Origin of the sequence: Haloferula chungangensis, from assembly GCF_042664875.1 — a bacterium.
Taxonomy (GTDB): domain Bacteria; phylum Verrucomicrobiota; class Verrucomicrobiia; order Verrucomicrobiales; family Akkermansiaceae; genus Haloferula; species Haloferula chungangensis.
The window spans coordinates 575,754-594,880 of the sequence record NZ_JBHTBS010000002.1; the positions used below are offsets into that span (position 1 = coordinate 575,754).

17 protein-coding genes and 1 tRNA gene are annotated in these 19,127 nt (G+C 57.7%); 14 read left to right on the top strand and 4 right to left on the bottom strand.

The annotated features are described in order from the left end of the window. Positions 1–101: 101 nt before the first annotated feature. The 5 genes from ACFQY0_RS06330 to ACFQY0_RS06350 all read left to right on the top strand — a co-directional run bounded on the left by ACFQY0_RS06330 (position 102) and on the right by ACFQY0_RS06350 (position 4,568). Positions 102–1,154, top strand: coding sequence for a sugar phosphate isomerase/epimerase family protein (locus ACFQY0_RS06330; protein WP_379710441.1), 1,053 nt, complete (start codon positions 102–104; stop codon positions 1,152–1,154). A 13-nt stretch (positions 1,155–1,167) separates the two neighbouring features. Next, entirely contained in the window at positions 1,168–2,334 is a 1,167-nt protein-coding gene (locus ACFQY0_RS06335; protein ID WP_379710443.1) for a Gfo/Idh/MocA family protein, read from the top strand. A 6-nt stretch (positions 2,335–2,340) separates the two neighbouring features. Further along, positions 2,341–3,213, top strand: coding sequence for a ThuA domain-containing protein (locus tag ACFQY0_RS06340; RefSeq protein WP_379710445.1), 873 nt, complete (start codon positions 2,341–2,343; stop codon positions 3,211–3,213). 170 nt (positions 3,214–3,383) lie between these two features. Continuing rightward, the gene (locus tag ACFQY0_RS06345; RefSeq protein ID WP_379710447.1) at positions 3,384–3,980 is read left to right on the top strand and encodes a hypothetical protein; all 597 of its coding nucleotides are present in this window, start codon (positions 3,384–3,386) and stop codon (positions 3,978–3,980) included. 15 nt (positions 3,981–3,995) lie between these two features. Beyond that, entirely contained in the window at positions 3,996–4,568 is a 573-nt protein-coding gene (locus tag ACFQY0_RS06350) for an SET domain-containing protein (RefSeq protein ID WP_379710449.1), read from the top strand. 106 nt (positions 4,569–4,674) lie between these two features. On the opposite strand, the gene ACFQY0_RS06355 is transcribed toward ACFQY0_RS06350, so the two are convergent. The 3 genes from ACFQY0_RS06355 to ACFQY0_RS06365 all read right to left on the bottom strand — a co-directional run bounded on the left by ACFQY0_RS06355 (position 4,675) and on the right by ACFQY0_RS06365 (position 8,875). Beyond that, the gene (locus tag ACFQY0_RS06355; protein ID WP_379710451.1) at positions 4,675–4,995 is read right to left on the bottom strand and encodes a hypothetical protein; all 321 of its coding nucleotides are present in this window, start codon (positions 4,993–4,995) and stop codon (positions 4,675–4,677) included. A gap of 7 nt (positions 4,996–5,002) precedes the next feature. Continuing rightward, the gene (locus ACFQY0_RS06360; RefSeq protein WP_379710453.1) at positions 5,003–5,620 is read right to left on the bottom strand and encodes a hypothetical protein; all 618 of its coding nucleotides are present in this window, start codon (positions 5,618–5,620) and stop codon (positions 5,003–5,005) included. A gap of 78 nt (positions 5,621–5,698) precedes the next feature. Next, positions 5,699–8,875, bottom strand: coding sequence for an efflux RND transporter permease subunit (locus ACFQY0_RS06365; protein WP_379710455.1), 3,177 nt, complete (start codon positions 8,873–8,875; stop codon positions 5,699–5,701). Between the two features lie 158 nt (positions 8,876–9,033). On the opposite strand from ACFQY0_RS06365, the gene ACFQY0_RS06370 reads away from it, so the two are divergent. The 9 genes from ACFQY0_RS06370 to ACFQY0_RS06410 all read left to right on the top strand — a co-directional run bounded on the left by ACFQY0_RS06370 (position 9,034) and on the right by ACFQY0_RS06410 (position 18,403). Then, the gene (locus ACFQY0_RS06370; protein WP_379710457.1) at positions 9,034–9,798 is read left to right on the top strand and encodes a cytochrome C assembly family protein; all 765 of its coding nucleotides are present in this window, start codon (positions 9,034–9,036) and stop codon (positions 9,796–9,798) included. Next, positions 9,798–10,790, top strand: coding sequence for a glutamyl-tRNA reductase (hemA, locus tag ACFQY0_RS06375; RefSeq protein ID WP_379710459.1), 993 nt, complete (start codon positions 9,798–9,800; stop codon positions 10,788–10,790). The genes ACFQY0_RS06370 and hemA overlap by 1 nt, the downstream gene beginning before the upstream one ends. Beyond that, positions 10,787–11,710, top strand: a complete 924-nt coding sequence (gene hemC, locus ACFQY0_RS06380) for a hydroxymethylbilane synthase (RefSeq protein WP_379710461.1) — start codon at positions 10,787–10,789, stop codon at positions 11,708–11,710. The genes hemA and hemC overlap by 4 nt, the downstream gene beginning before the upstream one ends. Continuing rightward, positions 11,707–13,218, top strand: coding sequence for a uroporphyrinogen-III C-methyltransferase (gene cobA / locus ACFQY0_RS06385; protein ID WP_379710463.1), 1,512 nt, complete (start codon positions 11,707–11,709; stop codon positions 13,216–13,218). The genes hemC and cobA overlap by 4 nt, the downstream gene beginning before the upstream one ends. Before the next feature lie 78 nt (positions 13,219–13,296). Beyond that, positions 13,297–13,371: transfer RNA gene (locus ACFQY0_RS06390), tRNA-Thr, on the top strand. A gap of 259 nt (positions 13,372–13,630) precedes the next feature. Further along, positions 13,631–14,896 carry an AI-2E family transporter gene (locus ACFQY0_RS06395; RefSeq protein ID WP_379710465.1) on the top strand — a complete coding sequence of 422 codons (1,266 nt, stop codon included), beginning with the start codon at positions 13,631–13,633 and terminating at the stop codon, positions 14,894–14,896. A gap of 240 nt (positions 14,897–15,136) precedes the next feature. Then, positions 15,137–16,504, top strand: coding sequence for a sigma-54-dependent transcriptional regulator (locus ACFQY0_RS06400; RefSeq protein ID WP_379710467.1), 1,368 nt, complete (start codon positions 15,137–15,139; stop codon positions 16,502–16,504). A gap of 22 nt (positions 16,505–16,526) precedes the next feature. Beyond that, a complete protein-coding gene (locus ACFQY0_RS06405; protein ID WP_379710469.1) occupies positions 16,527–16,745 on the top strand; it encodes a histidine kinase dimerization/phospho-acceptor domain-containing protein in 219 nt (72 codons plus the stop codon). A 128-nt stretch (positions 16,746–16,873) separates the two neighbouring features. Next, on the top strand, positions 16,874–18,403 hold the full coding sequence (locus ACFQY0_RS06410) for a hybrid sensor histidine kinase/response regulator (protein WP_379710471.1): 1,530 nt from the start codon (positions 16,874–16,876) through the stop codon (positions 18,401–18,403). A 54-nt stretch (positions 18,404–18,457) separates the two neighbouring features. Here the strand turns inward: ACFQY0_RS06410 and ACFQY0_RS06415 are convergent, their stop codons facing one another. Then, positions 18,458–19,072, bottom strand: a complete 615-nt coding sequence (locus ACFQY0_RS06415) for a response regulator (RefSeq protein ID WP_379710473.1) — start codon at positions 19,070–19,072, stop codon at positions 18,458–18,460. Positions 19,073–19,127 lie beyond the last annotated feature (55 nt).

Consider the following 19,127-nt stretch of genomic DNA (forward strand, 5'->3'; position numbering starts at 1 on the left):
TCGCATTTTCGGGGTGAAATATGGATTTTGCCGTCGCCTCCCTGAAAGACTGCGCCCTAGGCTGACGCATCCTTTTTTAACTCAAGAAACCAAGTAAAACCATGCCACGTCCCGTCACACTCTTCACCGGCCAATGGGCCGATATTCCAATCGCTGAACTGCTGCCGAAAGTCAAAGCCATGGGCTTTGATGGCGTCGAGCTTGCCTGCTGGGGCGACCACTTCGACGTGCAGTCGGCGCTGACACAGGACGGCTATGTCGAAGGCGTTTGGGACCTGCTCAAGAAGCACGAGCTCGTTGCCTATTCGATCTCCGCTCACCTCGTCGGCCAGGCGATCTGTGATCCGATCGATGCCCGCCATCAGGCGATTTTGCCACCCCATGTGTGGGGCGATGGTGATGCGGAAGGCGTGCGGCAGCGTGCCGCGCAGGAAATGATCGATACCGGAAAGGCCTGTCGCAAATTCCTCGATGCAGGAAAAGACTACATGGCGGACAAGCCAGCCGGCACCGGCAAGGCGGTCGTCAATGGTTTCACCGGGTCCTCGATCTGGCACGCACTCTACGCTTTCCCGCCGACCAGTCAGGAGTACCTCCAGGCCGGCTTCGATGACTTCGGCAAGCGCTTCGCCCCGATCCTCGATGCCTTTGAAAAGGAAGACGTTTACTTTGCGCTCGAAGTGCACCCGACGGAGATCGCGTTCGACATCGCGAGTGCCGAACGTGCGATCGAAGCCGTGGGAGGGCACGAGCGTTTTGGCTTCAACTACGATCCCTCGCACCTCGGCTATCAGGGGGTCGACTACGTGAAGTTCATCCGCCACTTCTCCGAGCGCATTTTCCATGCGCACATGAAGGATGCCTGGTGGGGTCACGGAAATGGCGACGTCGGCGTGTTCGGCGGTCACACCGATTTCTGCGATGCGCGTCGCTACTGGGACTTCCGCAGTGTCGGGCGGGGTGACATTAACTTCGAGGAAGTCATCGTCGCGCTGAATGACATCGGCTACACCGGTCCTCTTTCGATCGAATGGGAAGACGGCCGCATGGATCGATTCCACGGAGCGACCGAGAGCTGCGCTTACGTGAAGGATCTCGATTTCCCGGTGAATCAAGCTGCCTTCGATGCTGCCTTTGATCGTGGTAACCAGTAATATTTCCAGAGACATGAAAGCTTCTGAAAGAAAGATTCGCTACGGAATGATCGGCGGTGGGCGTGGTGCCTTCATCGGTGCCGTTCACCGCATTGCCGCTGGCATCGATGGAGAAATCGAACTTGTCTGTGGCGCGTTTTCCTCCGACCCGCAGCGCTCCAAGGACTCCGGCGCCGACCTCTATCTTCCGCCCGATCGTTGCTACGGCAACTATGAGGAAATGATGGAAAAGGAAGCCGCTTTGCCGGAAGGCGAGCGCATGGATTTCGTGGCGATCGTCACGCCGAACCACGTGCACTTTCCCGCCGCCAAAGCCGCGCTCGAAGCCGGCTTCAACGTGCTTTCCGACAAACCTGCAACCTTCGACCTCGCCGAGGCGAAAGAACTGCAGAAGATCGTCGAGAAGACCGGCAAGGTATACGGTCTGACTCACAACTACACCGGCTACCCGCTGGTGAAGGAAGCACGTGCGATGGTCGCGGCCGGCAAGCTCGGCAAGATTCGCAAGGTCGTCGTCGAGTATCCGCAGGGATGGCTGGCGACGCGACTCGAAGCCAGCGACCAGAAGCAGGCCGCCTGGCGCACCGACCCGAAGCGCTCGGGCGCGGCTGGTTGCGTGGGCGATATCGGAACACATGCCGAGAACCTCGCGGAGTACATCACCGGACTGAAGATCTCCGAACTTGCAGCCGATCTAACAGCCTTTGTGGACGGTCGCCTGCTCGATGACGATGCCAACATGCTGCTTCGTTTCGAAGGGGGTGCCAAAGGTGTGCTTCACTGCTCGCAGATCAGCGTGGGTGAGGAGAACAATCTCAACATCCGGGTCTATGGGGAAACCGGTGGGCTCGAATGGCATCAGAACGAGCCGAACACCCTGTTGGTGAAATCGCTCGATGGACCGACGCAGGTTTTCCGTACGGGCAACGGTTATCTTGGTGCTGAAGCGGCCTCGGCTGCCCGCACGCCTCCGTCGCACCCCGAGGGCTACCTCGAAGCCTTCGCGAACATCTACAAGAACTTCGCCAATCATTTGCGTGCGGTCATCGACGGCACCGAACCGGATGCGACCTCGCTCGATTATCCGAAAATTGAAGACGGTGTGCGCGGCATGGCCTTCATTGAAGCGGTGGTGGCTTCTTCAAAAAACAATGCCGCTTGGACAAAAATTGACGCCTGATTCCCCATGAAACCAACCCTGATTCTCCCTCTCATTTGTGCGGCTGCAGCCGTGTTGTTCGTCTCTGCCGGCCCTGACAAGGAGCGTGCCCCAGCGGGCGCGGCCGACAAAATCAAGGAGGCTCTTCCAGATGAAGGCTACGCCAAGCCTTCGAAGGAACGGACGATTCTCGTCTTTTCGAAGACCGCAGGATTCCGCCACAAATCGATTCCCACCGGGAAGCTGGCGCTGACCGAAATGGGGGAGAATACGGGGGCGTTCAAGACGGTCATCAGCGATGACATCACGAATTTTGAACCCGGTAAGATCGATCGCTTTGATGCGATCGTGTTTCTCAACACGACGGGTGAGCCCTTCAAAGGTGCCAAGAACGAAGAGGAACTGAAGAAGAGCTTCATGAACTTCGTGAAAAGCGGCAAGGGATTCATCGGCATCCATTCCGCCACGGATACCGGTTACAAGTGGCCGGAGTACGGTGAGATGATCAATGGCTACTTCGACGGGCACCCGTGGAGGGCAGGCACACAGGTTCACATCGATGTGGAGCCGGGCAAGGAAGCCCATCCGCTGGTGGCCATGTTCGAAGGCAAGCCGCTGGAGTTCAAGGAAGAGATCTATCAGCTCAAGGACCCCTACGATTCAAAGAAGGTTGAGATGCTGCTGCGTCTTGATCCGGAGAAGAGTGGCAAGGTCAAGGGCATGAAGCGGAAGGACAACGATTACGGCGTCGCCTGGGCCCGGCACTGGGGTAAGGGTCGCGTCTTCTACTGCTCGCTCGGTCACAACGATGACATTTACTGGCATCCCAAAGTTCTTCGACACTACCTCGCTGGCATCCAGTGGGCGATCGGTGACTATGAAGTAGAAGTCTCCAAGTAGCCATCCGGTTCACTTCCAGGCTGAGCCGGAATCCCGCAGGTCGCCAATGTCTCGACCCCGCCGGTTTGGGCATGCCGCTGCATTTGGAGGTGAGCTCGGGTCGACTTCCGGCGAAGCCTCGATCGTTGCCCGGGCTTGACGGCGGCAAGATGCGGCGTCATGGATGAGGCATGAAGCGAATCGGAATGACGATGCTGTTCCTGGCGATGTTGCTACCGGCGGTTTCTGCGCAGACGGTAGCCCCGCCGGCGGTGGTCAAGTCGGCAACGGCCGCAGTGGAAGAATTGGGGAAGAAGGTAGTCAATAGTGACTACAAGGCGGCGATTGACAGCATGTATCCCCAGTGGAAGGCGCGTATGGCGAAGCGCAAAGGGGGGATGAAGAAGCTTGAAGAAGAACTCGCCGGGATCGGCGAGTACATGGCTCGCAATGGCGTGCAGATCATTTCGTTCAAGGTCTCTGGAGCCCCGAAGGCTTACGAGGTCTGGCCGGGTGACCGGGCGGATGCTGCCGAGGGAGCGATCAATTATACGAAGTGGTTGCTGCTGATTCCGACAGTGACCCAGTTTCGGATTTTTCATGACGAAAGTCCCAAGGGCTCCGTCATCAACACGCACGGCTTCCAGGTGGCGATCGCGGACAAGGGCCAGGACAACTGGACCTTCATTGATGGTTCGGATCTCAGCGTTTCTGATCTGCGTTCCCTCTTCATTACCTTGCCTGCCAACATGGAGCTTCCGCCGGTAAAGCGCGAGGAAGCGGAATGAGCACCCTCTAGTCTGATGGCAAAGCAATCGAAGAAGATCAAGGAGGAGGCGCGCTTGCGCCGAAAGCTGACCCAGCTGTGGAATCGAGGTCAAAGTGATTACTGCGAAGTCAGGGGCTCGGAGATTCACGGGCGAGGTGTCTACGCGACCCAGGATATTCCGGCCGAGACCAAGATCATCGAGTACATCGGCGAACTCATCGACAAGGATGAGAGTGAAAAGCGGGCTTGGGCCCAGCATGCGAAGGCGGAAGCTTCGGGCGATGCGGCGGTTTATATCTTCAACCTCAACAAGCGTTGGGACATTGATGGCAATGTGCCCTGGAATACCGCGCGTTTGATCAACCATTCCTGTGAACCGAACTGCGAAGCCTGGATCGAAGGAAAGAAGATCTTCATTCACTCACTGCGCGATATCAAGAAGGGCGAAGAGCTGAGCTTTGACTACGGCTTTGATATTGAATGCTACGAAGAGCACCCGTGCCGCTGCGGAAGCAAGGGCTGTGTGGGCTACATCGTCAGCCGTGAGCAGTGGGATCAGCTGGAAGAGAAGAAGAAGGCGAAAAAGGATAAGAAGGGCGCCGCTTGACGGGTGCCCGGGCAATTCCCCGATGCCGAGCTCCGGGGGAGGAATGATGTCGCTGTTCGCGGCTCAAGGCGCTGTGAGGCAAGCGCCTTATCTTTGGAGGTTAGTGCTATTTTTGGGCGAGGGTAATGACCCATGCGACCATCGCGGCGGTTGCGGCGAGGAGGAGGAACATCAGGAGAAGGCTTCGACCTTGAGTCCTGCGTTCGTTGCGGATCTGTCCTCTTGCGGCCTTTTCCTCGAAGTCGCGCACCCGTTTGCGGTCCTCGAGGTCCTCCGGTGGCGGCATGGTGCGCTCTTGCTCGATCATCTCGAGCTCGAGCTGCTGGGGAAGGGCCTTAAGCGCAGCAATCTTGGCATCAAGTTCCCGCTGCGCTTCGTCGAGCGGGTCCGTTTCGATGTCTTTGGTTTTGCGGCTCTTGGTCATCACGATGCGCTTACTTGCAAAGGTAGGCGATCAAGGCGAGGCCCCCAAGGGCGATGATCGGCAGGTTGAAGGCGAAGCCGCGGAAAAGTTGCTGGCGGAATTCGCTGTTGCTGCTGCTCTTGGCCCGGCGGACGCCTTGAAAGATGGAGGCACTGCGCGTGCGGGAGAAATGCTCGGCGGCCTGACTGTACTCGTCCTCGGCATGATCGACGATGGCGAGGGCCCGGTCGAGACGATCAGGGAGTTGTTCGCGAGTCCAACTTTCAGGGTTCAGCTTCTCGATTTTGGAAAGATGTCCGGCAAAGCAGGAGCGGCATTGCTCAAGGTCATCAATCTCCTGCTTCATTTCAAACAGCTCGCGATCGATGAGCGTCATGGCGGAGGCAAGACGCTCGCTCATTTCCACCTGCGAACCAATGAGTTCGCGCTTGCGGGTATTGAGTTGTTCGGTCTCGGTTTTGAGACGTTCGAGCTCCTCGCGCTGAGCTTGGAGTTCTTCCAACTGAGTCTGGGCGAGGCGTAGTTTGCCATCGACATCCTCTCCTGACGAGTTGCCGGAAGAAGATTTCATCTCGAGTTGAGTATTGCGGATACGAAGGTGGTGGGTGTGCTCGGTTGCAGAGGGCATGCCTGTGGGAACGGTAGGCGGGACAGTGTCGTTCCTTTAAGATTTAACCGGGAAAAAGGCCAGCGAAATGTTTTAGGTTTATTGATTGCTAGGGCTCTCTTCCTCTTTTCTGAAGGGTTTGAAATACCACGCCCTCGTCGTCCGCCCGAACGCGAGAAGGTCTTCCATCACCAGATAGGCAGAAGGAATGAGGTAGAGAGTAATGAAGGTGGCGAAAAGGATGCCAAAGCCCAAAGAGACCGCCATGGGAATCAAGAGCTGGGCCTGCAGGGAGCGATCGAGCATCAGGGGCAGCAAGCCGACAAAGGTCGTCAGGGAGGTCAGCAAAATCGGACGGAAGCGACGGGCGCCGGAGTCGACGACCGCTTCGAAGACGTCGCGTCCTTCGCGACGCTGCTGGTTGGTGAAGTCGACCATGACCAGTGAGTCGTTCACGACAACGCCCGCAAGGGCGAGCATGCCGAAGACGGAGAGGAATGATGGCGTGATGTCGAGGACCAGGTGGCCGGCCAGCGCACCAATGACGCCGAAGGGGACGGCGAGGAGCACCACGAATGGTTGGCTAAGAGAGCGGAAGGGGATGGCAAGCAGGGCGTAGAGCGCGAGGAAAAGCGCAATGCCTGCGACCTTGGTTTTGTGACCGGTTTCTTCGTGTTCCCGAATGTAGCCGTCATAGACCCAGGAAAATTCGGGGTGAGGGTCGACGATCGCGTTGATGCGAGGTTCCAGATCGCGGGCGATCTGGATCACATCGACGTCTTCATTCTCGGGCTTGGCGGAGACAGAGGTGATCTGGGCACCATTCATCCGGCGGATATGGGAGCGGGCTGGAACGAAGGAAGCCTCGGCGATGGAGTGGAAAGGGGCGTGGCCTCCGTCAGGAGTCCGGATGCGCAGTTCTTCCAGAGTGTGGAGGGATTGGCGCTGCTCGCGGGGGAGGCGGACCATCACCCGGATGTCGTCGCGCCCACGCTGGACGCGCTGCGCTTGCTCCCCGAAGAAGGCGCCGCGGATCTGACGGGCAAGATCAATCTGGCTAAGGCCCAGGGTCTTTCCTTCGGGCTTGAGGGTGACGTGGATTTCATTGCGGACACGTCCCGAGTCGGACCACGCACTGGCAATTTCATCGTATTCCTCCAAGGCTGCTTCGATCTCGTCGGAGATCTGGTCGCGCAGATCGCTGGATGGTCCGCGGAGCTCAATCTTGATGGATTCCAGATCATCGCCGCCCCCGCGAAATCCGCCTCCACGCTCACCGGAGATCCAGAACGATTGGGCATCGGGAATCTCGCCGACGAGTTCCGTCCATCGCTCGGCGATGACGCTGTTTTTCGGGCCGGGCTCGGAGCGAAATCCGGGATCGACAATGGAAATGACGACGAAGCCTTCCCGCGGATCGACGTTGTCGCGACCGGTCCATCCGCCCGTGCTCGTAAGCACGTCTTCAATGAGGCTTTCGCCGGTGCCGGGATCGATGAACTCGCTGCGCAGCTGCTCGATGGCCGATTCAATCTTGAGCACGCGTTCGTGGGTGATCTCGATCGGCGTATCGCGCGGCATGGAAACCGACGACATGATCCGGTTCCGATCCGTGGATGGCATGTTGACGAATCCGAGGCGCCCGCTTTTCACCAAGCCAAACGAGCAGAGTGCGATCGCCAGGAACACGGCGATGGTGGTGTATCGGTGCCTGGTGGCGGAGATGATCGATGGTCGATAGACGCGCTCGACAAAATTCTCCAAGCCGTCGGCGAACACCTTCTGAAAGCGAGTGAAGGCATTGAAGGAAGTGCGCCCAGTTTTGATGTGCTTGAGGTGGCACGGTAGGGCGAGCTTGGTCTCGATGAGCGAGAATATCAGGACGAGGCCGACAACGGGGGGGATCTGCTTGGAGAAGTTCCCGTAGAAACCATCGAAGGTCATCAGAGGCATGAACGCGACGATGGTGGTGAGGGCGCCGAAGGTGACCGGGACGGCCACTTCCTTGGCTCCGTCCACGGCAGCTTCCAGCGGTGGTACGCCTTCCTTGAGTTTGGTGTAGACGTTCTCAGCCGTGACGATCGCGTCATCGACGACGAGTCCGATGACGATGATGAAGCCGAAGATGCTCATGGAGTTGAGCGTGAGGCCCATCATGGGGAGGAAAATCAGGCCGCCGGCGAATGCGACCGGGATGCCGATGACAACCCACAGGGCGATCATGGGGCGGAGGAACAATCCGAGCACAATGAGGACGAGAACACCGCCTTGGACCATGCTCCAAAAGAGCGTTCCAAGGCGGCCGCGAAGCTCGACGGAGGAGTCATCCCAAATAAAGAGGTCGATCCCGATCGGGAAACGCTCGCGCTGGGTGGCAACGTATTCCTTGACCTTGTCCGCGATTTCCAGCGCGTTTTCGTCATTGAGCCGGAGGGCTTCAACGAGCATGGCGGGCTTGCCATTGAAGCGGATGAGCTTGCGGTCTTCTTCAAAGCCATCGGATACGTGGGCGACGTCGCCGACGGTCACTTCAGCGCCGGTTCTGCTGCGGATGACGATATTGGAGAACTCCTCCTGGCTGTAGGCCTGTCCTTTGGAGCGGATGACAATCGCGCCCTCGTCGGTCTGGATTTCTCCGGCAGGAAGGTCGTTGGATGATCGCCGGACGGCGTTCGCCAGATCGTCGAATCCGAGACCGTAGTCGCGGAGGCGGGCGAGGTCGGCTTCGATGGCGATTTCCTGACGGGTTTCGCCCTGGATCAAGGACTGGGAAATCCCAGGCATCTCCAGCAGGTCGTCGCGGACTCGACGGGCGGCTTTTGAAAGGTCCGCTTCGTCCATTTCGCCGGTGACGGCGATCTTGATGACGTCGAAGAAGAGGTTGGTGTCGGGAACCCGCATGCGGGGCGGGTCGATCTCGTCGGGGAAGCTGTTGATGGCATCGACGCGCTGCTTGACTTCCTCGAGCATGTCGCGGGTGTTGACGCCGTCGGCGACTTCGACGCGGATGTCGGCACCGCCGGCTCGGGCTCGGGAATCGATATTGGTAATCCCTGGGAGCCCTTCCAGCGCGAGCTCGATGGGGATGACGACGGCCCGTTCGACGTCTTCGGGGCTTCCGCCACGGTAGGCGACGTCGATGCGGACCTCCTGGAATTTCATGCCCGGCTGCACTTCGAGCGGGACACGATTCATGTAGGACCAGATTCCCGTGAGGAGAATGCCGATCATGAGGAAGTTAGCCGCAATGTCATTGCGTGCGAACCAGCGGATCATGGGGGTGGCATACGTTGGCTAGGGGGCCGAGTCTAGCAGGGGAAATGGGTTTTCTTCCGAGATGACGGCCTTGACGGGTGGCAGGGGAGGGATCGTTGCAGGAAGTCGTGCCATCGTTACGCTTGCGCGAAAGCCGTTGCCGGGGCATGGGAGGGGGCGTGGACCGCTGGTTCTTGATTGCTGCCACCCTGCTCGCTGCCATCGGCGGTGTGACGGGGATGGTATCGCTGCGCCATGATCACCGGAGCCGCTGGACTTTTCCATGGATGGCGGCGGCATTTGTGGCCCAGCTGGGTTTCCTATGGTTGCGGGGGGAAGCAAGGGGAGCCTGTCCTTTGATCGGGACCGGGGAAATTCTGGTCTTTCTGGCCTGGTCGCTGACCTTGTTCTATCTCGCGGTGGGGCCCACCTATCGCATCTCCCTGCTGGGAGTTTTCTCCGCACCGGTGGTTGTCGTTTTTCAGGCGGTGGCTTTGCTACCTGGAATGCTGAGCTCCAATCCGGAGCGGGTGCCATCGACGGATGCCTGGCGGGAAACGCATGCGGCGATGTCGGTGTTGGGATATGGAGCCTTGGCTTTGTCCGCCGTGGCGGGGGTGATGTTCCTCGTGCTCGACCGGCAGTTGAAGGATCACCACTTGAACTCGGGTCTGTTCCGGAACCTACCACCTGTTAGGGAGTTGCTGACATCGATGCAGCGACTGCTTTGGCTGGGAATGCTGATGCTGACGGTGGGAGTGGTGGCCGGCTTCATGATGGGGCGGACGGGTGATGCGAGTCACCTGATTGCTGCGGTCGTGGTCTGGCTTGCCTATCTCGCACTGATTGTGCTCAAGCAAACGAGGGGAATGACGGGCCGTCGGTTTTCGATGGCGGTGGTGCTGCTGTTCGTGGTCTCGCTTTCAGTTTTCGGCTTCATCTGATGGAACTTGTCTGTGTCGGCCTCAATCATCGCACCGCGCCCGTGGAGGTTCGGGAGCGATTTGCGATCACGCCCGGGAAGCTCGGTGCGTCTGCCAGCGAGCTGCTCGTTCTGGAGGGAGTGGCCGAAGGAGTGGTGCTCTCGACCTGTAACCGGACGGAATTCTATCTCGCCGGTGAGTCGGCGGAAGAACTTGCGATTTCGTTGTTAGGGAAACTGGGTGAGACGGATTCCGAGCATTGGTACAAGAAGCACCGCCTCGATGCGGCGCGGCATCTGTGCCGGGTCGCCAGCGGGCTGGACTCGATGGTGCTCGGAGAGACGGAGATTTTCGGTCAGGTCAAGGATGCCTACCGTGCCGCGCTGGAAGCGGGGGCCACTTCGGGGGTGCTCAACCGGCTCTTCCAGCGGGCCTTTGGCGTGGGGAAGAAGATTCGCACGGATACGAATATCCAGGTTGGCGCGACCTCGGTGGCGGGCAGTGCGGTCGAGCTGGCGGAGAAAATTTTCGGCAAACTGAAAGGCTGCCGCGTGATCGTGATCGGTGCGGGCGAAATGAGCCGACAGACGGCGCAGGCGCTGGTTTCGCGTGGCGCATCATCGGTATTCGTGACGAACCGTTCGTTCGATCGCGCTGAGGAACTGGCCAGCGAGATGGGCGGACGGGCGGTGCACTTTGACGAGTGGCAGGCGGTCCTCGCAGGAGTGGATGTGGTGATTTCATCGACCAGTGCGCCGCACTATGTGGTCCAGCCATTTCATATCGAAGCGGTCAGGCGGGTGAGGAAATTTCGCCCGCTGTTCCTGATCGATATTGCCGTGCCGCGTGACATCGATCCCTTGGTTGGCGAGATCGAAGAGGTGTATCTTTACGATATCGATACCCTCGAGCAGCTGGCCGATGAGGCACGCAAGCGACGTGAAGAACAGATTGTGGAATGTGAGCAGATGATTGAGGCGGAACTGAAAAAACTGAATCTCCCCGGGACATGAAGACGATTCGGATCGGAACACGCGGGAGTGATCTCGCCCTCGTCCAGGCGGCCGCGACCGAGCGCGCCCTGGTGCATGCTTTTCCAGACGAGCTGATTCGGCGCCAGGTCATCCGGACGACGGGCGACCGGCGCACCGATGTGGCACTCAGTGAGGTGGCCAAGGTCGAGGGGGTTCTCGACAAGGGCGTCTTCACCAAGGAGCTGGAGATCGCGCTGTTGGCGAACGAGGTGGATATCGCGGTGCACTCCCTGAAGGACGTGCCGACGGTGGTGGATCCGGCATTCGAGATCGTCGGCACCCTCAAACGAGCCCCGGTGCGTGATGTGCTGGTGATGCGCTCAGGTGGTGGGATCGATGCGCTCGCTCAGGGGTCGACGGTTGGAACGAGCAGTGTTCGGCGGGCCAAGCAATTGCTGTGGCTGCGCCCGGACCTCAAGGTGATCGATATCCGGGGCAATGTGCCGACACGCCTGAGAAAACTCGTCGACGGTGGATACGACGCGATCATGCTGGCTGAGGCCGGGTTGACGAGGCTTGGTTATCCGATGGGCGTTCCCTGCACGGTGGCCGGTCAGCCATTGCACTTTGTGCCACTCGCCGAGAATGAATTTTTCCCGGCGGCGGGTCAGGGAGCAATCGGATTTGAGATCCGTGCCGATGACGATGCCGCTCGGACCTGGGTAGCGGCGATCTGCCATCAGGAAACCTTTGTCCGCGCGCGGGCGGAGCGCGAATTTCTCCGTCTGATCGACGGCGGATGCCACACGCCTGTTGGGGTGTTCAGCTCGCTGGAAAATGGCCGGCTTGATATGGCGGCAAGACTTTTCCCTGATGAAGGGGGTGATCCCCAAACGGCGAAAGCCAGCGGAAGCGATCCGTTTGAAGTCGCACGTGAACTCTACGAATCTCTCGCATGAAAAATAAAGGAATCTGCTATCTTGTCGGTGCCGGTCCAGGTGATCTGGGTCTGGTGACACTTCGAGCCAAGGAATGTGTCGAGCTGGCGGACGTCGTGATCTACGATGCGCTTAGTAGTTCGGAGATTCTGCGCTGGATGAAGAAGGGCGCGGAGAAAATCTACGTCGGCAAGCGCGCGAAGGATCACGCCCTTTCGCAGGATGGGATCAATGCCTTGATCGTCGAGAAGACCAGGGAGGGTAAGAACGTGGTGCGTCTCAAGGGAGGCGATCCGATGATTTTCGGGCGCGGTGGCGAAGAGGCTGCGGAGCTCGCGGCGGCAGGTGTGGCGTTTGAAATCGTTCCGGGCATCAGCTCGGCGATTGCCGGTCCCGCCTACGCCGGGATTCCCGTGACTCATCGTGACCACTGCTCGCAGCTGACGATTTTCACGGGTCACGAGGATCCGACAAAGGAGGAGAGCTCAATCGATTACGCGCACCTGGCGAAGACGCCGGGAACGCGGGTGTTCCTGATGGGCGTGGCGCGTTTGCGCGAGATCGCTGCTTCACTGATCGAGGGCGGTGCGGATCCGAAGACACCGATCGCCCTGGTGCGCTGGGCGACGAGGGGTTCGCAGAAAACGATCGAAGGAACGCTGGCGGACATTGCTGACATCGCGGAGCGGACAGGATTCAGGAGTCCTGCCGTGGCGGTGATTGGCGACGTGGTGAAGGAACGCAAGAAGATCAATTGGTTCGAAAAGCGCCCGCTTTTCGGAAAACGGATCGTCGTGACGCGGACGCGCGACCAGGCGAGTGGCCTGAGTCGTGAACTCACGGGACTTGGTGCCGACGTCATCGAACTGCCGACCATTCGTGTGGAAGCTCCGACCGACCGGGAAGGTTTTGCCGAAGGCGTGGCTCACGCGCACGAATACGACTGGCTGGTCTTCTCCAGTCCCAATGGCGTCGAACGCTTCTTCGATGGCTTCTTTTCAATCTACGAGGATGCTCGTAGTTTGGGCAATCCACGGATCGCGGTGATCGGGCAGGGGACGGCGGCGAAGCTGAAGGAGTACCGCTTCGGCGTGGATTTGCTTCCCGAAAATTTCGTCGCCGAGGGTTTGGTAAAGGCTTTTGAAAAAGAGTCGGTCGAGAACCTGACGATTCTCTGGGTGCGCGCCGAGCAGGCGCGCGATGTGATCTATGACGGATTAGTGGCTCAAGGCGCGATCGTCGACGAATGCATCGCCTATAAGACGGTGCCGGAAACCGAGGACCCAACGGGTGCGGTGGCAAGCCTGAAGGACGAGGGCGCTGAGCTGATGACCTTCACATCGGCATCGACGGTTGAGAATTTCTTCACGCTCGGCCTACCATGGCCGGAGGGCTGCGTGGCCGGGAGTATTGGACCCGTGACCAGCGAGGCCCTGAGAAAGCATGGCCTTGAGCCGGCATTTGAAGCGAAGAAGCACGACATTCCCGGTCTGGTGGCAGCCATCAAGCGATGGGCATCCAAGGCCTGATTGTTGATTTTCTGCGCTAGGAAGTGCTTTACGAAGGGCGGGGTGTCTGGTTCATTTCGGCCCGCCCGCAAGGCAAAGGCCGCTGTAGCTCAGGGGTAGAGCAATTCATTCGTAATGAATAGGTCGTCGGTTCGATTCCGACCAGCGGCTCCACTTTTCTAAGGTGGGAGGAGAAATGGGGGCCCGAGGGGGAATAGGCTCCGCAATCCCTTTGAGAGGGGTGGCGTGCATTTTGCAGCGGTGGGTCAACTCGAATCCGTTCGGAATCGCCCGTTTTGCAGGGAAAACCGCTGAGGCATGCTTTCTGCGAAAGGAGCAGCGTCGTCGAGTGATGGGGATTTCGTCGTTGTCGTAGGCAGCCTTGCCCAGAGGCAAGCTCAGGAAACCCACCATTCGCGCTCCATCCAGTACTATGAAAGTCGATCAACCCACAGGGAACGAAAACGAAGGTCAAGACGAGGCAGGTCGGCCACGCTGGCGACTGGTGAAAAACGGACTGAGTATCACCAGGGTTTCCCAGGTCGGGCTGTTCCTCCTGGTTCTCGGTTACTTCTTCCACCAGACGAAACCGGTCCTGTTTCCCATCGTTCTTGCCGTCCTGGTTTCCTTGGTCCTCAAGCCTGTCTACCTGCTGTTCCGGAAGATTCGGCTGCCGGCCTTTGCGGCGGCACTCCTAACCGTTTCAGGCCTGTTGGCCCTGATCATCTTTGGGGTCTATCAGGCGGCACTACCCGGAGCCGCCTGGCTTGAAAAGGTCGATCGGGAACAAGTCGTCTCAAGAGTTCAGGAGGTCTTCCGTCCAGTCAAGGAGGTGAAAGCCGGCATTCAGGAAATCGCTGAGCAAGTGGACGAAGTTACCACGGAGGGCGCGGAGGATCCGGATCCTGCAGAAGCGGATGGAGATAACCAAGACCTATCTGAGAAGTCTGAGGAGATCGTGGTCCGAGATAATTCCGAAAGTCTTTCCAGAGATAAAGAAGCTCTCCTGACGACGCGGGGAGCGGTGACTCAAAAAACAGGAAAAAATAAGCCTGGAGGGGATCCGGTGCTGGTGGAAATTCGGGAAAACCGTGTTTCAGCTCTCATCAGTGAAACACAGGAATTTGGGGTGTTGCTGATCGCCTTTCTATTGCTCGTGCTGTTCATCCTGGCATATGGAAACCGTATGGCTCGCGCGCTTAGCAAGGACCCGACGCTCGAGTCCCTGCTGCCTCGCATGGGGGACGAGGTTTCCCGATATCTTTTCACGATCACGTTCATCAATGCGTGTCTGGGGCTGGTCATCGGCCTTGCGATGTGGGCCTTGGCCATGCCAATGCCAATCCTCTGGGGAGTCCTGGCCATGATCCTCAACTTCATTCCCTATGTCGGCGGAATTGCCGGGGCAATCGCGGTCTTCTTCGTCGCCGTTGCCAGCTTCGATAGTCCGGCACTGGCCATCACGCCCTCACTTGTCTACGTTGCCATGACCGCCATCGAGGGAAATATCATCACGCCACTCGTGTTGGGAGGTCGTTTCAAATTGAATCCATTGATCGTTTTCGTCTGGATTTTCGCATGGGCGGGCTTCTGGGGAATTGGGGGAATGCTGGTCGCCATGCCGACCCTTGTGATCCTCAAAATTGCCTGTGAGAACACGGCAACCATGGAGCGCTTCCGGAGGGTTCTCAGCTCGTGATCACTTCCTTGCGGAGTGCGGTTGGCGCAGTTGAACGTGGTATCACGGGCGCATCGGCGGAGCGAGAGCGGGCGAATGGCTCGGGGTCAAAGATGCAACATGCACTTTTAAGGATTGCAAAACGCCCTGCAAAAGCATTGTTTGGAGAGGTATAAGGACCCGCAAACCCCTGAAATGAAGGGTTTTGGCACTCGGCATCCCCTGAGCTAGACGAATCAAACAAGGAAAGCGCACACCTGAATGGATATTCTCATTGTAGACGACGAAGAAAGCATCCGGACTTCGACACGCATGGCGGTCGAAGCTGAGGACCACTATGCGGAGACGGCCGACTCGCTGGAAGTGGCGAGGAAGCGATTGCGGGAAGAAAAGTTCGATCTTCTGTTCCTAGACCTCCGATTGGGGGACGACGATGGGCTCGAGCTCCTCAAGGAAATTCATCAGAAGAATCCCCATCAGCTCGCAGTCATCTTCACGGCCTATGCGTCGATTGAAACGGCCGTCAAGGCCACCAAGGCAGGCGCATTTGACTACTTGTCGAAACCGTTCACGACCGATCAGATTCGCGGGATCCTTTTCAAGGCGCAGAAAGCTCTGAAGACCCAGGGAGAAATCCAGAACCTTGAAAACACGGTGGTGGAACTGAAGAGCGAGGTGTCAAGGCACTCGCCACCAGCACGCTTTGATTCGAGTGACCCGATGATGCAGGGGGCTCTCGACACCCTGTTTCGTGCCGCGAAGACACCGGCTTCCATTTTGATTCTCGGTGAAAGTGGAACTGGCAAGTCGGTGATTGCACGGAGCATCCATGAGAACAGTCATCTCGCGGATAAACCCTTCGTAACGATCAGTTGTCCGAGTCTTTCAAAGGAGCTCCTCGAGAGTGAGTTGTTCGGACACGTCAAGGGGGCCTTCACTGGGGCGATCAAGGACAAGTTCGGCAAGGTGCATGCCGCCGATGGGGGCACATTGTTTCTCGATGAGATCGGTGAGTTGCCCATCGAGATCCAACCCAAGCTTCTGCGTCTCCTCCAGGAGCGGGAGTATGAGCGGCTCGGTGAGAACAAGACGAGAAAGAGCAATGTCAGAATCATCGCTGCCACCAATCGCGATCTGAAGAAAAGTGTCAGCGCCGGCGAGTTTCGGGAAGATCTCTACTATCGGATCAACGTCATTTCGGTGGAGCTTCCCCCTTTGAGGGCGAGAAAGAGTGATTTGATGAACTTTGCCAATGATTACCTCGATTACTTTTCCAAACAGATTGGTCGAAACATTACAGGGTTCTCCGAGAAGGGACTTGAGTTCATTCAAACCTATGGCTGGCCGGGAAATCTCCGGGAGCTTCGAAATGTGATCGAACGCGCGACGATTCTTTGCATCGGCAAAACCATTGATCGAAAGGACCTCCCGACAAGCGAGATGCTGGCCCCTCAGGAAGACGATTCCGGCGTTGTCGTCCCAGGGGCGGACGTAACCATTGATGAGCTTGAATCCGAACACATCAAGCGAGTCGTCGAACGCGTCGAGAATCTTCAGAATGCAGCGCGGATACTGGGGATCGATAAGGCAACGCTTTACCGAAAGAGGAAAAAAATGAACATGACGTGAGTCCTGTTAGCTAAAGAATCTCATGGAACCAGACGAACATAAGGCCATTTCATCTTCGATCGCCCACGATCTGAGAACTCCGCTGACGGGCATCCGCATGATGTTGCAATTACTGATGGAACAGAAGGTAGGGGAGCTGAATGAGAAGCAGTTGTTCATGGTGAATCAGGCTAAAGATGATTGTGAAAGACTGGTGGATGTGATCGCACGGTTGGTGGCAGAAAGGGACGGAAATACATAAAATCCCCACGAAGCATTTCACGTGCTGAACCGGAACGGGCGCATCCTGCTTTCTGCTGGATGTCCCCGAAATCAAGTTGAGATATGACAGATAAGAATTTGGCGGACGAAGATAACGCAAATCGGGAAGTGTCCGCCTACGATGAGCAACTGGGGGCCAATAATTTCCGCCATCTCGCTGAGGCGCTGCCGATGATCACATGGACGGCGAACCCTCTTGGGGAAATCGACTACATCAGTTCTCAGTTTTATCGGTTCACAGGGGTCGACGCGAACAGGCCGGACGCACTTGACTGGCTAAGCTGTGTTCACCCTCAAGACCGGAAAGAGATGCTTCTTCAGTGGGAGGGTGCGGTGAACAAGCTGGAAGGTTACGAACATCAGTTCCGACTTCGGGCTGCTAACGGTGATTACCTCTGGTTCACGGGAAAGGCGGTCCCGGTCATCAGCAATCGCGGGTATGTCCTGAAGTGGTATGGTGCCACTTCCGAGATCGATAAGCAAAAGAGGGGGGAGTTGGCGATGGCTGAAGTGGCGAAGCAGAAGGATCGCTTCATCGCCATGCTCGGCCATGAACTACGCAATCCGCTCGCTGCCGTTTCGTTAAGCTACGATATTCTAAATGATTCCCAGACCTCGGATGCCCAGCGCAAAAAGGCTTTTCAACTCCTCGGGCATCAGATCTCCCATCTGAAGCGACTCGTCGACGACACTCTGGACATCGTAAGGCTCGAAGGTGGGGGGCTTGACCTGATCACTGAGGCCATCGAAGTCAATCAGCTGTTGATGGGAACTTTCGAGTCCTTTGAAGATAGCTGCCAGGCCCAGGATCTCACGCTGAAGGTGGAACTCGCTGAGCGGGAATTGTGGGTCGATGGAGATGAAGTGAGGCTATCCCAATGTCTTTCCAATCTTCTCAGCAATGCGATCAAGTTCACGCCAAAAGGCGGTAGGATCTCTCTAACCGCTCGTCCGGCCGATGATGGAGAAAGCGTGTTCATCGCAGTGGGCGACAGCGGTGTCGGTATGCTGAAGGAGGAGGCGGGAAGTCTTTTCAAGCCCTTCGAACAAGGCAATGCAGCAGAGGCTCTGGGTAAGGATGGACTTGGGCTCGGACTCGCGGTGGTGAAGCAACTGGTGGATCTCCACGGGGGCGTTGTGACGGCTCAGAGTGATGGTCTCGACAAAGGCTCAGAGTTCACCATCGCGCTGCCGGTGATTGAGGCGCCTCAAATTGAGGACCCGCGGGAAGAGATATCGAGTGCCCTGGAAACCAAGCCAAGGACCGCCCGAGTGCTGATCATTGAAGACAATGAAAGCGTCGCGCGAGCCCTCGAGATCTTCCTCGAGCTTGATGGTCATGAAGTCCGCCATGCCTTGGAAGGAATCTCAGGATTGAAAGCGGTGGAAGCGGGTATGCCCGATGTCATCTTCTGCGACTTGACGCTGCCCGGGGAATTGAAGGGCTGGGACATCGCGGAAGCCATCTGCGATCGTTATGATGAGAAGGCACGTCCCTATCTCGTCGCGCTTTCAGGACACGCGCAGCAGGAATATGTCGAGCGAAGTCTCAAGGCGGGTTTCAACCGCCATGTTGCAAAACCTCCTGAGCCCGAAGTGCTCCGAGAGTGCGTAGAGGTCGGTCTCGCCCGACAGTAAGAGCCAAGGTTCTTAAGCGTCGATCATTCGGGCTGACCAGCTTTCCATGGTCTGTCAGTGGATCAGGCACCCTCTGGAAATCAGTTCTCTGACATAAGGGAGGATCGACTTTCCAGAGAATCCCGCGGCGACGCTTGAAAAGAGAGAACGCCACAGATCTGCGGTGTCATCATGGGGCGCGGCGGAGCTTGTTTCCTTCTCCTCGGACAGGAGTGCACTGGCTTCAGAGAATTGCTGGCGCTCGGCGAGACGGAGAGCTTTAGCGCGCAAGCTGGCCCCGGAAGAGGTAAGTTTTCCGACGACGGTTTCCCGGAACGTGACGAGTGAGAGGGGCTTGGATAGAAAGGTGACGACGCCCAGTGGGATCAATTCAGCGACTACTCTCGCATCCAATTCAGCGCTACAAACTATGACTCTCGATGAGTTCCCCTCGATTCGCAGCTGCTTGAGAAACTCGCTTCCATCGAGACGTGGCATGCGTAGATCCAAAAGAATCAGATCAAACGCGTCCCGGCGAACCGCCTCGAGGGCTTCGTATCCGTCTCCGGAGGTCTCCACCGTCACGCCCTTGCCGGCAAGCGCCATGGAAAATAGGATCCGGAGAGACTCTTCGTCGTCGACGACAAGAAGCCGCTGATCTTTACTGGGGGCAGTGGACCGCCGCTTCATTTTGGATAATGGAAAAGAGGTATCGATTCTTGTAGTTTAGCGGATTACATACCGG

Coding starts and splice junctions, on each gene's coding strand:
- ACFQY0_RS06345 (WP_379710447.1), top strand. CDS start 3,384: ATGAAGCGAATCGGAATGACGATGCTGTTCCTGGCGATGTTGCTACCG.
- ACFQY0_RS06365 (WP_379710455.1), bottom strand. CDS start 8,875: ATGATCCGCTGGTTCGCACGCAATGACATTGCGGCTAACTTCCTCATG.
- cobA (WP_379710463.1), top strand. CDS start 11,707: ATGAAAAATAAAGGAATCTGCTATCTTGTCGGTGCCGGTCCAGGTGAT.
- ACFQY0_RS06340 (WP_379710445.1), top strand. CDS start 2,341: ATGAAACCAACCCTGATTCTCCCTCTCATTTGTGCGGCTGCAGCCGTG.
- ACFQY0_RS06415 (WP_379710473.1), bottom strand. CDS start 19,072: ATGAAGCGGCGGTCCACTGCCCCCAGTAAAGATCAGCGGCTTCTTGTC.
- hemC (WP_379710461.1), top strand. CDS start 10,787: ATGAAGACGATTCGGATCGGAACACGCGGGAGTGATCTCGCCCTCGTC.
- ACFQY0_RS06400 (WP_379710467.1), top strand. CDS start 15,137: ATGGATATTCTCATTGTAGACGACGAAGAAAGCATCCGGACTTCGACA.
- ACFQY0_RS06405 (WP_379710469.1), top strand. CDS start 16,527: ATGGAACCAGACGAACATAAGGCCATTTCATCTTCGATCGCCCACGAT.
- hemA (WP_379710459.1), top strand. CDS start 9,798: ATGGAACTTGTCTGTGTCGGCCTCAATCATCGCACCGCGCCCGTGGAG.
- ACFQY0_RS06360 (WP_379710453.1), bottom strand. CDS start 5,620: ATGCCCTCTGCAACCGAGCACACCCACCACCTTCGTATCCGCAATACT.
- ACFQY0_RS06350 (WP_379710449.1), top strand. CDS start 3,996: ATGGCAAAGCAATCGAAGAAGATCAAGGAGGAGGCGCGCTTGCGCCGA.
- ACFQY0_RS06395 (WP_379710465.1), top strand. CDS start 13,631: ATGAAAGTCGATCAACCCACAGGGAACGAAAACGAAGGTCAAGACGAG.
- ACFQY0_RS06335 (WP_379710443.1), top strand. CDS start 1,168: ATGAAAGCTTCTGAAAGAAAGATTCGCTACGGAATGATCGGCGGTGGG.
- ACFQY0_RS06330 (WP_379710441.1), top strand. CDS start 102: ATGCCACGTCCCGTCACACTCTTCACCGGCCAATGGGCCGATATTCCA.